This is a genomic window from Fluviicola sp., from assembly GCF_039596355.1.
Classification (GTDB): domain Bacteria; phylum Bacteroidota; class Bacteroidia; order Flavobacteriales_D; family Crocinitomicaceae; genus Fluviicola.
In genome coordinates this window covers 51,635-64,964 of sequence record NZ_JBCNJW010000001.1, presented here as the reverse complement: position 1 = coordinate 64,964, position 13,330 = coordinate 51,635, and the positions used below count along the sequence as shown (strand labels likewise).

The 13,330-nt window shown below is 45.9% G+C and carries 9 protein-coding genes; 5 read left to right on the top strand and 4 right to left on the bottom strand.

Annotated elements, in window-relative coordinates:
• The first annotated feature begins 174 nt into the window (after positions 1–174).
• From ABDV94_RS00220 to ABDV94_RS00200, 5 genes are all read left to right on the top strand, one after another.
• Entirely contained in the window at positions 175–984 is an 810-nt protein-coding gene (locus tag ABDV94_RS00220; protein WP_343603752.1) for a T9SS type A sorting domain-containing protein, read from the top strand.
• Between the two features lie 226 nt (positions 985–1,210).
• The gene (locus ABDV94_RS00215) at positions 1,211–2,854 is read left to right on the top strand and encodes a DUF1800 family protein (protein WP_343603750.1); all 1,644 of its coding nucleotides are present in this window, start codon (positions 1,211–1,213) and stop codon (positions 2,852–2,854) included.
• An 11-nt stretch (positions 2,855–2,865) separates the two neighbouring features.
• The gene (locus ABDV94_RS00210) at positions 2,866–4,512 is read left to right on the top strand and encodes a DUF1501 domain-containing protein (RefSeq protein ID WP_343603748.1); all 1,647 of its coding nucleotides are present in this window, start codon (positions 2,866–2,868) and stop codon (positions 4,510–4,512) included.
• Between the two features lie 3 nt (positions 4,513–4,515).
• Positions 4,516–5,370 carry a hypothetical protein gene (locus ABDV94_RS00205; RefSeq protein ID WP_343603746.1) on the top strand — a complete coding sequence of 285 codons (855 nt, stop codon included), beginning with the start codon at positions 4,516–4,518 and terminating at the stop codon, positions 5,368–5,370.
• Between the two features lie 21 nt (positions 5,371–5,391).
• Entirely contained in the window at positions 5,392–6,567 is a 1,176-nt protein-coding gene (locus ABDV94_RS00200; RefSeq protein ID WP_343603744.1) for a hypothetical protein, read from the top strand.
• A gap of 77 nt (positions 6,568–6,644) precedes the next feature.
• Here the strand turns inward: ABDV94_RS00200 and ABDV94_RS00195 are convergent, their stop codons facing one another.
• From ABDV94_RS00195 to ABDV94_RS00180, 4 genes are read right to left on the bottom strand one after another with little or no spacing between them, the layout of a single operon-like run.
• Positions 6,645–7,571 (bottom strand): metallophosphatase, encoded by a 927-nt coding sequence (locus tag ABDV94_RS00195; RefSeq protein WP_343603742.1) that lies wholly within the window; start codon positions 7,569–7,571, stop codon positions 6,645–6,647.
• 1 nt (position 7,572) lies between these two features.
• Complete coding sequence (locus ABDV94_RS00190) at positions 7,573–8,283, bottom strand: 5'-nucleotidase (RefSeq protein WP_343603740.1); 711 nt, start codon at positions 8,281–8,283, stop codon at positions 7,573–7,575.
• A 1-nt stretch (position 8,284) separates the two neighbouring features.
• Positions 8,285–10,570 carry an endonuclease gene (locus tag ABDV94_RS00185; protein ID WP_343603738.1) on the bottom strand — a complete coding sequence of 762 codons (2,286 nt, stop codon included), beginning with the start codon at positions 10,568–10,570 and terminating at the stop codon, positions 8,285–8,287.
• Between the two features lie 18 nt (positions 10,571–10,588).
• A complete protein-coding gene (locus ABDV94_RS00180) occupies positions 10,589–13,309 on the bottom strand; it encodes a DUF2012 domain-containing protein (protein WP_343603737.1) in 2,721 nt (906 codons plus the stop codon).
• Between the last annotated feature and the right edge of the window lie 21 nt (positions 13,310–13,330).

The following is a 13,330-nucleotide window of genomic DNA, read 5'->3' as shown; positions in this document are numbered from 1 at the left end:
GTTCTGTTCGAAATAGCGGGCAAATCCCTTTATCAGCAGGGGATTCAGCAATTCACTTCCACCCCAAATCACCCCTCAAAACCACCCCGCTCAACATAAAAATCACCCAATCATTTTTTTTAAACCAGAAAAAAAGTTATAAATTGTAACTGTATCAATCATAAATTCAACACTATGAAACATTTTTTACATTTTGTGTTTATTGCTTTTTTAAGTACAAGTGCATCAGCTCAGATTCTTGCTGATAGCTCTTTTGAAGCCAGCGGGCCGGCAAATAGCCCGTGGAGTTCCACTTCTTCCAATTTCGGAACTTCTTTTTGTGATGCGACGTCTTGCGGAACCTGTGGCGGGCCTTGTGTGCCACATAGCGGGACCTGGTATGTGTGGTTTGGCGGTACGAGTAGTGCCGAAGTAGGAACAGCGGCCCAAACGTTCAATACGACAACTTCCGGAACGGGAACCCTTTATTTTTATTTAAAAGTTCCGATGAAAGGAAATCCGGGTGATACACTTTCCATTTTGCTGGATGGAGTCACGCAAAGTAAAATCAGTGCCGGCGATTCAATTGGAGCATATGTCAATATCTCTGTCAATGTCGGTACACTTGCTGTCGGGTCACACAACCTGACATTCCGTTTTGAAAAGCTGGCCGGGGCTTCTGCTGTCAATGTACTGATCGACGATGTCAAACTGCTCCTCTCGGGCACGGTAGGTGTCGAAGAAATCGATTTCTCGAACGGTGTTCAAATTTCAGGCAACCCGGAAAGCGGAAACATCCAGGTAGCATACAATTTCAACAAACTTCAGAAAATCCGTTTAACTGCTACGGATATGACCGGAAAAACGGTTTACAGCAATCAGTTTGAAAACCAGTTATCCGGTGAACAGACCATTTCTTCAACCGGATGGGCTAAAGGAATTTATAACATGACAATCGCATCCGATAAGGGCCTGGTTAAAACGCAAAAAGTAGTCGTTTACTAAGTTGAAAAACAACAAACTTACAGAGGTTGGAGTGTCGTTAAGTGCATTCCAACCTCTCATCTGATAACAAATCCTTCATTCATTTTTATTGAATGTTTGATGTAAATGGTTTAACTTAGGTATGCGCTATTTGAAGATTACAGCCCGGTTTTTTCATGTTTTCACACGTAAGTTCCTGGTTTTAATCCTTAAACACCATTTTAGGAACTAAACACAACTAGTACTCATGGCTTCTCTCAATCCGATTACTGGTCCTTTGGGCGAGCAAAAGGCCGCACATTTGCTCCGGCGGGCTACTATGGGCCCAACCTTGCAGGATATTTCCGCCTTTTCGGGAATAACAGCACAGGCCGCTTTTACCACGCTCTCGCAAAACCAGCTTGCACCTCCCTTTCCGATCGACCCGATGAGCGGAACCAACTGGGTTTATCCGAACAGTATGGATCCGAACCAGGATGCCCCGACACTATCTGCTTATACCTGCAGCTGGTGGCTGGAAAACATGCGCATTTCAGGGCCGAGTCTTACGGAACGCATGGTTTGGTTCTACCACTCCCATTTCCCGATGATCATGAGCCGGATTGAAGGCAGTCCGCAATTCGCGCTGGATTACCTGAGCCTGCTCCGCTTCTATGCCTTGGGGAATTACAAAGCTCTGACAAAAGCAATTTGTATCGACAATGCCATGCTGGTGCACCTTGATGGAAACCTCAATATCAAAGGCGTTCCGCAAGAGAATTTTGCTCGGGAATTCCTCGAATTGTATTCCGTTGGGAAAGGCGAAGAAGTGAGTTTGGGAGATTACACCAACTTTACGGAAAACGATGTAAAAGCATTGACGAAGGTTTTGACCGGCTGGGGAATCGACACTACTTTTCAAACTGTAGACCCGGTGACAAACATCGCTACCGGGAAGGTAAAAGGAAGTGCAACGACGTCTTCACAACACGATGTCACCCAGAAACAGTTCTCAGCAGCTTTCAGTAATACGGTGATTCAAACCGGGAATGTTACCGGATCAAATGCGGCGGTAACGGCTGTTTACACCGAACTGGACGATATGATCAACATGATCTTCAATTCACCACATACTGCCAAACACATTTGCAGACGCATTTACAGGCAGTTTGCCTACTACGAGATCACTCCGGAAATCGAAACGGATATCATTGAGCCTTTGGCAACGATCCTGACGACAAACAACTTTGAAATCCTTCCGGTGCTCGAAGCCTTGTTCCAAAGTGAACATTTTTACGATATCGATAATGCGATCACCCAGGACAACAACATCGGTGCGATCATCAAATCGCCGGTTGACCTGGTAATCGGAACCATGCGTTTGTTTAACCTCACAGTTCCGGATCAATCCACGCAACTTCCCTCGTTTTATGAGTTGTACGGACAACTCCTGGGACAACTCAGCCTGCAGGGAATCGAATTTTTCGAACCATATGACGTAGCCGGTTACGAACCCTATTTCCAGTACCCGGATTTTCACCGCTACTGGATTTCTTCCAATTACCTGGCGAACCGCTACAAGTTTTCGGAATTGCTTATCAGCGGATTTACCGGAACAAATGGCATTTTACTGAAGCTGGATATCGTAGCATTTGTGGATCTTCACTGCTCCGATCCGGGTAATGCTGACACCCTGGTACAGGAACTGGTGAAATGGCTGCTACCGATTACACTGGATGCCAACCGTTTCAATTACTTCCGGGACACGGTATTACTGGATCAGCTTCCGGCTTCCAACTGGACGGCAGAATGGAATAATTACGTCAATACCAGCAGCGATGTCAACGTGCGCCTGCAACTGGAAGCACTTGCCATGGCGATGATGCAGTCACCGGAATACCAATTATTTTAAAACGAACGGACATGGATAGAAGAGACTTTGTACGCATTTCATCCCTGATGGGAGCCGGAATGCTGTTAACACTGAATGGTGTTCCGTTACACGCAGCCGAAGGAAACGGTTTTCTGCAGCAGATTGCGAAATCCAGCCTCAACGACCGGGTTCTGGTACTGATCCAGCTTCACGGGGGAAATGACGGACTGAACATGGTCATTCCGATCAATCAGTATGGACTTTATTACAACCTGCGGCCGAATATTGCCATTGCGCAAAGCGGTTCGCGGCAATACATTACGCTCGACAGTAGTTTGCCGGCCAATAAACAGGTCGGACTCCACCCGGACATGACCGGAACGAAAGCCATGTACGACAACGGACACCTGGCAATCGTGCAAAACGTATCCTACGAAAACATGAACGGTTCGCATTTCCGCAGCCGCGATGTTTGGTTCATGGGCGGAGATTACAACGAATACTTCAACTCGGGATGGATGGGACGTTATTTCGAACACTACTATCCCGACTACCCGATCGGCTATCCGAACCCAACTGTTCCGGATCCGCTGGCTTTGGAAATCGGAACCGGGGTTTCATTGGCGTTTCACCGCGAACAGGGAATTCCTGCCGGGCTTTCCATTCAAAACCCGGATGCTTTTTACAACCTGATCAACAGCGTGGGGGCTGATCCTCCTGTCAACTTCCCTCCTACGCATGCCGGAGACGAGATTGAATACATCATGCAGATCGAAAAGCAGTCTAACAACTACGCACAGCGCCTGAAAGACGTTTACAATGCCGGGGCGAACTCCGGAGTTGTTTACCCGGATTTGTACCCGTACATTGCTCCGAGCGGTGCGCTGCACAACCCGCTGGCCCCTCAGCTAAAGATCATTTCGCGACTCCTCAGCGGTGGAATCGGGACAAAAATCTTCCTGTGCCGCATCGGTGGATTTGATACGCACGCCAACCAGGTGATCAATTCCAACACCTCGATGGGATCGCATGCCGCATTGCTGTATCACATCTCATCTGCAGTGAAAGCATTCTATGACGACCTGATCAGTCTGGGACTCGCCGACCGCGTTTTGACCATGACTTTTTCGGAATTCGGACGCCGGGCAGCATCGAATGCCAGCTACGGAACAGACCACGGAAATGCCGCTCCGATGATGATTTACGGAACTTGTCTGAATCCGGGAGTTTATGGCGAAAACCCGGATCTGCAGAACCTGCAGAATGGCAATATTCCATTGCAGTATGATTACCGGCAGGTGTTCAGTTCGGTGGTCAAAGACTGGTTCCAGGCTCCGGATGCGGCGATTGAACACGTCAAATTCGAAGATTTTATCAGCAATCGCGTCGACTATATTCAATGTAAAGAATTGAGTACATCCGAATTTTTCAAGGAAAATTTATGGATGCGCTGTTATCCGAACCCGGCCAATGCTTCTGTCAACATTACCTATATGATGCAAAAAGAAGCCACGGTACACATTGAAATCAAAGATATTTCCGGACGAACCGTAGGGAAGATTTCAAACGCACCGGGCGTCCCGGGAGAACATGCCGTGAATTTTGACTTGTCGCGCTATTCGAACGGAACCTATATCGTTACGCTCATGACCAATGAAACTGTCACGCTCACTGAAAAAGTAATCCTTTCAAGATAACAGATGCCAAATAAAATCCGACTTCTTCTTTCAATTCTTTTGTTCTCATATTACGGACAAGCACAAAACTACACCGTGCACCGTCAAAACAAAGTATACATCGGGCTTTTTGGAGGTCTGAACTACAGCAAACCGCATGTGGTGGATGATTATTCCGTGTTGGTCAATACGCCTCAATCAGGCAGTGATCCCATGGAAAAGCATTACGAACCCCTCTTCAAGAACAAAGGTTCTCAATACGGGCTGTACCTGTCGTTCTCATTCACCCGAAAATTCTCCGTTGTGTTCGAACCATCATACCAAACGAGCAGTTTTAACTACCGCACGGCGTATTGGTGGTCCGATACCGTCAATGGTTCCGATTTCGCGATGGAAATGATGCATCAGCAAAAAATTTCCTCGGTCAACCTGCCACTGATGGTGCGCTGGGACTTTACGGTCAACCAGTTTTCTCCTTTTATCCAGGCCGGAATCTTTACCAGTTTCAGACACCACGCGCGGAAAACCATTTTCTACGATTACACGATCGATGAAAGCGTGGACAAAAAATCTGCCGACAGAACGCAGGAAGCCGATTTGACGGAACACATCAACAAGGCAAACTTCGGAATCTCTGCCGGTGCAGGTCTCACGTTCTTTTCCAATTACTTTGCAATCAGCCTCGAAAGCAATTTCCGCTACGGATTCCGTTCACAGGTCAATGACAAGAACCGTTATGCCGATTACACCGGTTTCAGTGTTCAATACCTCGACGTACTCGACCAACTGAAGCTGATGAGCCTGGATTTCCAGCTCAGTATCATGTTCCCGATCGATAATTCGATCTCACTGGGAATTCTCAGAAAAAGAAGACATTAATTCATCGTATAGAACTTGATTATGAAATTGTTTATATCCTGCATACTGATCCTGGGAGCCGTTTTTTTGCTACCGGGTTGTAAGAAAGATTCCAAACCAGAGGATTCCTATATCAAAATTTACGACGACCAGAACGGAAACAAGCACTTCTACCCGCTCAGCATTGCCAAATCATCTGTTGATGACGGCTATGTGGTTATGAGCGCTTATGACGGCTGGAGAATCCACCTGATGAAGGTTGACAAAGCCGGTGAATTTGTGTGGAACTACGAACTTCCGGACAACTACGTCAACGCGGTTCCGAACCTGATTACCCAAAACGGACAAAACTACCTCGTTTGTATGGACGCAGTGGGCTTGTTTGCGATCGTATTGAAGATTGATGAAGGAAATCATTCGGTAACGGAAGTTTCCAATTTTCAGAATGTGTTGTATCCGACTTATGCTTATGCTTCCGGGCAGGATGTATATATCCAGAATTACAACCGGACGACTTTCCAGACGGAAATCCATCATTTGTCCACGGATCTTTCATCCATTGTACAATCCGGAAGCGTGAATATCTATACGGATGTGGAAGAACGGATTGTGAATCACGTAACGTACAATGGAAGCCGGATTCCGTTCTTCGTGAGCAGTACTCCCGAGCAGAATTACATCGTCATGAACGGCTTTTACAATTACAGTTTTTCGTTGATTTTCCTCAACCCTGACCTCACGTTTGCCGGCGTATACAACGGCGCAGGTTTCGACGGCGGACTGGCAGCTATTTCTCCGTCAGGAAGTTCACAATTCGCACTGGCGCGTTTCTCTTTTGATAATCTGTATTACAATCCCAACGCGGCTTTGACTCCAACGACCATTGACATCACAGCATCGATTCCCGCACAGGGCCATTCGGAGCTGGATGCGAAAAAACCGGTATTGATCAAAGAGATTTCCATTAAAGGAGCGAAATACAAAGCGTTCTTATCGTCTACGAGAAGCAACCAGATTTTGCTGAGCGTATACGCTCCCGGCGGGAATTTAATCGGGAAAAAGTACCTGGGAAAGAACACGCCTTATACCGTTTGTGACTTCATCGAGACGGCAGACAACGGACTAAATATCCTCATTCAGGCTAAAATCATGGGAAGCTTTGACCGGATTGCGCTCATCAAACTCCCCAAAGAAGAACTGGAATCCATGGTGGAATAATCAAACGATCTGTTATAACAAACCGGGGCGCTCGATAATCGAACGCCCCGGCTGTTTTTATACTGTTTGATCTTGTATCAAGCAATCTGTTCATCCAGGAAGCGGTTATCGGAAGCCAGTCCTCCAATTGTAAATTTGCCCCCTTCATGAACCATATCCACATCAATGCGACCTAATTTCAGTCCTCCGTAACCAACCTGGTTCACGAATACCGATTGTCCATCTTTGTTTTTGAATTCCTGCATAGCTTCCAGGAACGTATGTGTGTGTCCCCCGATGATCAGGTTGATCCCGGAAGTGGAAGCTGCCAGTACCTTATCAGACACCTGGTTTGTATTGTATTCATACCCAAGGTGTGAAAGGCAAATGATCAAATCACAGCCTTCGGCTTTCAGGTGATCTGCCTGCTTCTGTGCTGCCTGAACCGGATCCTGGTAAGTCATTCCTTTCCAGTTTTCGTTCGGAACCAATCCCTGCAAGTCAACTCCCACACCGAAAACCCCGATTTTATACCCGGCTTTCTGAACAATCGTATGCGGTAAAACAACTTCCGAAAGCGGCGTAGAACTCAGTTCGTAATTCGCATTCACGACTTTGAACGAAGCATGTGACAACGCATTTTTATACGCTTCCATCCCGATATCGAAATCATGATTTCCCAATGTCACGATGTCGTAATTCATCGCTCCCATGGTCTTCATTTCCAAAACCCCGCGAAACTTATTGAAATACGGTGTTCCCTGGAAAATATCTCCGGCATCCAGCAGTAGCACATGCTCTTCCTGCTCCCTGATCTGCTGGATCAGAGCTGCTCTGCGGGAAACTCCGCCCATGTTCGGGAACTTCGGATGGTTTACCGGGAAAGGGTCTATATTCGAATGCGTGTCGTTGGTATGGAGAATCACCAGTTTACCATGTTTCTTCTTGGCACTGATCAATGACGGAGCAATCATAGCCGCTCCTGCAACCACACCGGTTTGCTGCAAAAATAATCTTCGTTCCATATTACCAATTTATTCTTTCTTCAGGAGAAAAAGTAATTTTTTTCTCTTTTTTAACAGCTTCAATGATAAATTCACGGAATAGGATATTCGTGTTTAAACGCTCCAATGGATTGTTAAAGAAGAACATATTGTCTCCGCCGTTGGCCAAAAAGTCGGATGTGACCACCCAAAAATACTTTTTCTCTTTTGCAGCTTGATCCGGAAATTCCAGCTTTCCTTTCACCAGCTTGAATCCTCCGATCGGTTCTCCTCCTTTTTCTTTGAGGTAAGCTTCCATTTCAGGTAGTTTATCCGTCGACAGTTTCAGGTATACAATCCGGTTGTCAAAAGGCATGACTTTGTAGATATCTCCGATGGTAATGAGACCTTTCGGTAAATCGGCACGCAGCCCGCCGATATTGATAAACGACACCACCGGTTCGTTTCTGAAAAGCACGCTGTCTTTTGCCTGTGCAATCAAGTGGTCGCACAACCAGAAACCCAGCGTCGAATTCGGTCTTCCTACCACCAGGTCGGTAGTTGTTTCACCAATCACCTGCCCGAATTCTTTCATCATTTCCCTGCGGTAAGGAGCGATCATCGAGTCCATTTCGACAGATGATTTCGCCGATCCGTCAATAACCTGCTGTGATCCCTTTACCTGCAAATGATAAGAGCAGGCTGTTACGCCTGCTCCTATTAGAAAAAAAAGAAAAACAACTATTTTATTCATCTTATTCAACGATAAATGTTCGTTCCGTTTTTCCGTATGGTGTTTCAACTTCAATCAGGTAAGTTCCTGCTTTGAAGTCTGCTGTGTTCACTTTCAAAACATCCAGAGTCACGTTTGATTTTGTATCAACAACTTGTCCTGCCAATGTGATGATGCGGTAGTTTTGGATTTGAGTTCCGTTTACCTGAACATACATCTCGTCTTTCGCAGGGATTGGGAAAACAACCAGGTTTTGCTTCAACAACTGTTCGTTTACCCCCAAAGATCCACAACCTGTACTTTGGTACGTCATGTTGGAGAAGTTTACGTAGCAAGCAAACTGAACGCTGTCTACATAAGGGTTTCTGTTATTCTGCTGAGAGAAGATGTATTCGTTACGAGCGATTTCGTAATTATCCGGAAGGTCAGCCATGTGCCATGTTTTCAGGATTTCCTGATCCTGGTTTGTAGGCAATGCCCAGTTGTTTCCGGAAATTCCGTTGTAAGCAGTAGCCATGTAGAACATCGCACGTGCGCAGTTTCCTTTTTGTGCGTTTCTAGGCTCGTAGCACAACTGAGATCCGTTGTAACCTACTTTTCCTTCCATGTAAGAGAATACCGTACTTCCTGTAACCACGTTCATAGGCAGGTTACTTCTTGGAGAGTTCGCGTTTGTCTGGTTTACAGGGTACAAGTTGTGCTGATCTGAATATTCAGGCATAGCTGGTGTACCATCTGCAGGGTAAGTCGGCATCCAGGAGTGGCAGTAAGAGTGCTCACGGGAGTAACCGACAGCTGTCCAGTCAAAAGGATCCATGAATAATTTTCTCTCACCGGTGTAAGAACACTCTACATAAGACTGTCCGTTAACAGTATCACGCACTTCAAACTGAGCCATTACTGTAGGCTTGTAGTTTGTGTAAGAGATAACTGTGTGCGGGTTAATCAATGCGCTCAAAGAAGTCAGGAAAGAAGCACTTGTGTGGTTGATTCCATTGTAGTAGTTACCGATCTGCTGTCCCTGAGAAGTGATATTTCCTGTCAAAGGAGCAGTTGTTTTGTAGTTCTCGTATCCTGCAGGACCGTTAAAAGCGAAAATTGCAATGTGGTTGTTCTGATTTGCAATTACGTGGCGTGGTGAGAAGTTCACCGCAGGACCAACGTAAGCAACTTGTCCGTTTCCTACAACATCACCTCTTTTGTAAGTTGTACCGTCAACCGGTGCACCAGTAACTGCAGCACCGTTTTTCGTGTAAACTACCAGGTAGCTCTCCGTGTTTGCACTTGGAGTGAAAGATCCGCTGAAAGTGTATGCTTTATTTGTAGGGAAAGTCAGGTTTGTTGGACTTGCAGCAGGCTCAGTAGCCAGGTTATTTGTCCCGATACCGTACAGGTTGATCACGTAAGAAGACTCATCCGAATCATCAGAAGAGATAGTCAAAGCAGCCAAACGGGATCCTGTACCTGCAGGAGCAAAGTTGACTGTCAATGTGCTTGTAGATCCACCTGCGATTACTGCGTTCGTAAACGTTGTGCTGTAATCAGAAGCCTGAGCGCCGGAGAAAGCAGCTCCGGAAACTGTCAGGTTTCCTGATCCTGTGTTCTCAATCGTAACAACTGTTGAAGCGGTTGTCCCGATGGTGTACTGAGATCCTGTCAGGTAATCCGTACCACCGATTTTCACGTTGATTTCTCTTGCAGGCGGGACATAAGCGAAGATATCGCTCAATGATCTTGGGATCAACTGGTAGTTTGCGTTAAACTGACCAACCAAAGCGATGATGGAAACCGGTCCTGTAGGGATTGCTGTTCCGTCGATATTGGTAGTTCCGTTGATACGAACGTCCATGGTTGTTGTTCCGTCTGTAATTTGCACCGTACTGTTACCAGTTGCAAATGTACCCGTTGTTGTAAAAGTTACGTTATCTACACGTACCAGTTTCGCTTCGATGCTTTCGCTGATTACAGAAAGTGGAACCACTTGAGGAGTTGGTAAGGTAACCGCTCCGTGGTTTGTAAAGCTGTTTGTAGGAGACAACTCCAACAATCCCTGGTAGTCATACAAAACTCCCGTTACCGTAATTGAATCCCCGCGGGAAACACTGTTCAGGTTTGTTCCGTATGCAGGAAGCCCACCCGTAGCATCTTGTACGTAACGAATAGGTCCTAATTCACTTCCGTTTGTTACAACGCCCTTGATTGTAACCGTCTGCCCGATCGCGTAGTTACGCGCATCTGCAATCGTTGCCTGCGCCTTCACCGATAGTGAAGCCAATGTTGCACAAGCTAAAATCCATAATTTATTCATTGTTGTTCTTTTTCGAAATTAAAAATTAACTCCCAGGGTCAGGTTAAATCGAAGTCCTTGTCCGAATACTACAGATGCAGATTGTGCATCAGAGTTGTAAGGAGCATAGTAACTATCCGTAGCATCTGCAATAAATTTCGAATTTAAAATATTAGAAACCATCGCATTGAAGAAAATATTTACTTTTTTCACTTTCATGGAGTATCCTGCAAACGCGTTCAACAATCCGTATGAAGGCAGTTTCCATGCTTCACGGCGAGCATTTGCTCCCTGTAAGTAGAACGGGTTAAATGCCGCGTAGTATCTGTCGAACCACTGGTACTGTACTTTGAAGTACAATCGCTTGATCGGTTCGTAACGCAATGAGAAGTTAGCCATTGTTTGTGCCGCATCTCCTACGTGTACCCCTTTCGCGTCGAATGTAAAGCTGTAGTTCAATTCCGGAACGTAGAATGTTTCAGCAGAGTTCCATGTCCAGTTTCCTACGGACAACATCACTTCTGCCTGCAAGTTTTTAAAGATATTGTATGCTACATCCATCTCACCTCCGTAGTGAATCGCATCCATCCCGTTAATGTTCAGGTAAATGGAAGCATTCGGATCGTTCGGGTCAGGAATTGCAACTCCGTATGGGAACGGTTTGTTTTTCCAGTTCGTGAAATATCCGTTCACACTTACTCCGACATATTTGTTGGAGAAGCTGTATCCCAATTCAATGGCCTGGATGATCTCATTCTTGATTTCACGGAAGAAAGTGTTCGTGTTGTTGTCAATTACGTTGCTGAACTGCGGAGTTCTCGACAAGTACCCCAGGTTCGCAAAAATTTTGGATTCTTCGTTCAGCGTGTAGCTCACCCCTCCTTTGATTGTTGCTCCCGGAATGGCTTTCCATTTGGTAGCGTAATCTTTCAAGCCTGGTGAAGAAGCCGTATACGTGTTTCCGTGATATTGAATCGTATCTTTTGCTCCGATTCTCAAAACCGTATCTCCCAAATCCAGCATTTTCTTTTGGAAGTAATCCACTCCTTTGTAAGTATTCACCACAGCAGATGCGTTGATAAATGCCGTCCATCTGTTTCCGGAATACTCAGCAGATCCGAATACCCCTCCCCACTGTACAAATGCATCGCGGTCGCTGTTATATGAATTCAAAGCGATCTTGTCTCCTTTGCGTTTCATCGGGTTCGCATCGTTGAAGTTTGCCGTGTTGATGTAGTAATCACCTCCAAGCATATCCACGATTTGCTGGTAGTGGCTTCCTTTGTAGTAACGGTAATCGATCCCCCCGGAAACTGTCCAGTGCGGATTCAACTCATACTGGAACTGCCCCAGGTAACCTACCCAGAAGTGGTTGTTCACAGAAGAGATCAAAACCTGCGTGGATTTCAATTCGGTGGAAGAATATGCCGGGTCGATGTTTGGTCCTCCGAACAACTGATCTACCTGGTTTGCTTTTACAATCGCATTCCAATCTACATGTCCGTCTTCCGTGTAGAGAATTCCACCGGAGTTTGCCAGACGCGTACCCCCTCCACGTCCGATAGACATGTAAGCAATATTTGAGATCGACAATTTTTTATTTACCTGCCAGAAGTCTTTCAGCGTAATCTGTGGCTTGTGGTAGTAGTTCAAACGTTCATTTTTGATTTCCTGCTTTCCATCTTCATTGGTGATATATCCCCAATGCTGGTTGAAGCGGATCCCGCGATCCATAATTGCATTCGGATTAACGGTCACTCCCATTTGCTCCGCAATTTTAGAATCCCAGTATTGAATTGGCTGGTAGTATGAACGCTGTCCGTGCTTTTGAGGTGCACCGAAAGCAGACAAACTGATCAGGTGTTTTTTGATTGATTTCTGGATTTTTCCATAGTAGAAAGCTCCTTGAGTATTCGTTCCTTCTACCCATCCGTTTCCTTGTTTGTAAGAACCGGAGAAGTTGAATCCCCATCCTTTTTTCGTTCTTCCGGAGTTGTAGGAAAGCGACGTTCTCAGGAAGTCTCCTGTTCCGTATTCCTGTTTGAAAGAGAATCCTTTGCGGTTGTGCATCCCGTTCGTTACGATATTCATGGAACCACCGACGGAAGGCATCGACAATTTGGTAGCTCCCAAACCTCTTTGAACCTGTACCTGGTTAGTGATTGCATCCAAACCGAACCAGTTTGACCAATACACCGCGCCGTTTTCCATATCGTTCACCGGAACCCCGTCGATCAATACCCCTACGTTACGCTGGTCGAAACCACGAACTGTAATACGGGCATCACCATCACCACCACCGGTTTGAGTTGCGTACACCCCCGGAGTTGCGTTCAACAACATCGGCAGGTCGCGTGATCCCAATTCTTCTGCGATTTGTTCCGCAGAAATCTTTGTAATCGCGATCGGTGTTTTACGGTCCATCGAGATGTTGGCAATCACCTTGATCTCTTCGATTTCTGTACTTCCTCCTAATTCCGGGTTCACTACCGTTTCTTTGCTTTTCACGGTAATCTCCATTCTCACGGTATCGAAATCATAAGCAGCAACAACCATGTTATACTTACCATACGGTACATCTTTGAAAGAGAACGCTCCGTTATCGTCAGCAAGGACTTTGTAGTTTCCTCCAAGGCTTACAAGTGCTCCGGGAACAACGTCTTCAGACACTTTGTCTCTCACAGTTCCTCTCACCAAAGAAGTCTGTGCAAAGCCCAAAATTGGAAATAGCAATACCAGTGTTGTAATAAATCGCAACATATTGATAAAATAAAGAAGGTC

Coding starts and splice junctions, on each gene's coding strand:
- ABDV94_RS00195 (WP_343603742.1), bottom strand. CDS start 7,571: ATGGAACGAAGATTATTTTTGCAGCAAACCGGTGTGGTTGCAGGAGCG.
- ABDV94_RS00190 (WP_343603740.1), bottom strand. CDS start 8,283: ATGAATAAAATAGTTGTTTTTCTTTTTTTTCTAATAGGAGCAGGCGTA.
- ABDV94_RS00205 (WP_343603746.1), top strand. CDS start 4,516: ATGCCAAATAAAATCCGACTTCTTCTTTCAATTCTTTTGTTCTCATAT.
- ABDV94_RS00185 (WP_343603738.1), bottom strand. CDS start 10,570: ATGAATAAATTATGGATTTTAGCTTGTGCAACATTGGCTTCACTATCG.
- ABDV94_RS00210 (WP_343603748.1), top strand. CDS start 2,866: ATGGATAGAAGAGACTTTGTACGCATTTCATCCCTGATGGGAGCCGGA.
- ABDV94_RS00200 (WP_343603744.1), top strand. CDS start 5,392: ATGAAATTGTTTATATCCTGCATACTGATCCTGGGAGCCGTTTTTTTG.
- ABDV94_RS00180 (WP_343603737.1), bottom strand. CDS start 13,309: ATGTTGCGATTTATTACAACACTGGTATTGCTATTTCCAATTTTGGGC.
- ABDV94_RS00220 (WP_343603752.1), top strand. CDS start 175: ATGAAACATTTTTTACATTTTGTGTTTATTGCTTTTTTAAGTACAAGT.
- ABDV94_RS00215 (WP_343603750.1), top strand. CDS start 1,211: ATGGCTTCTCTCAATCCGATTACTGGTCCTTTGGGCGAGCAAAAGGCC.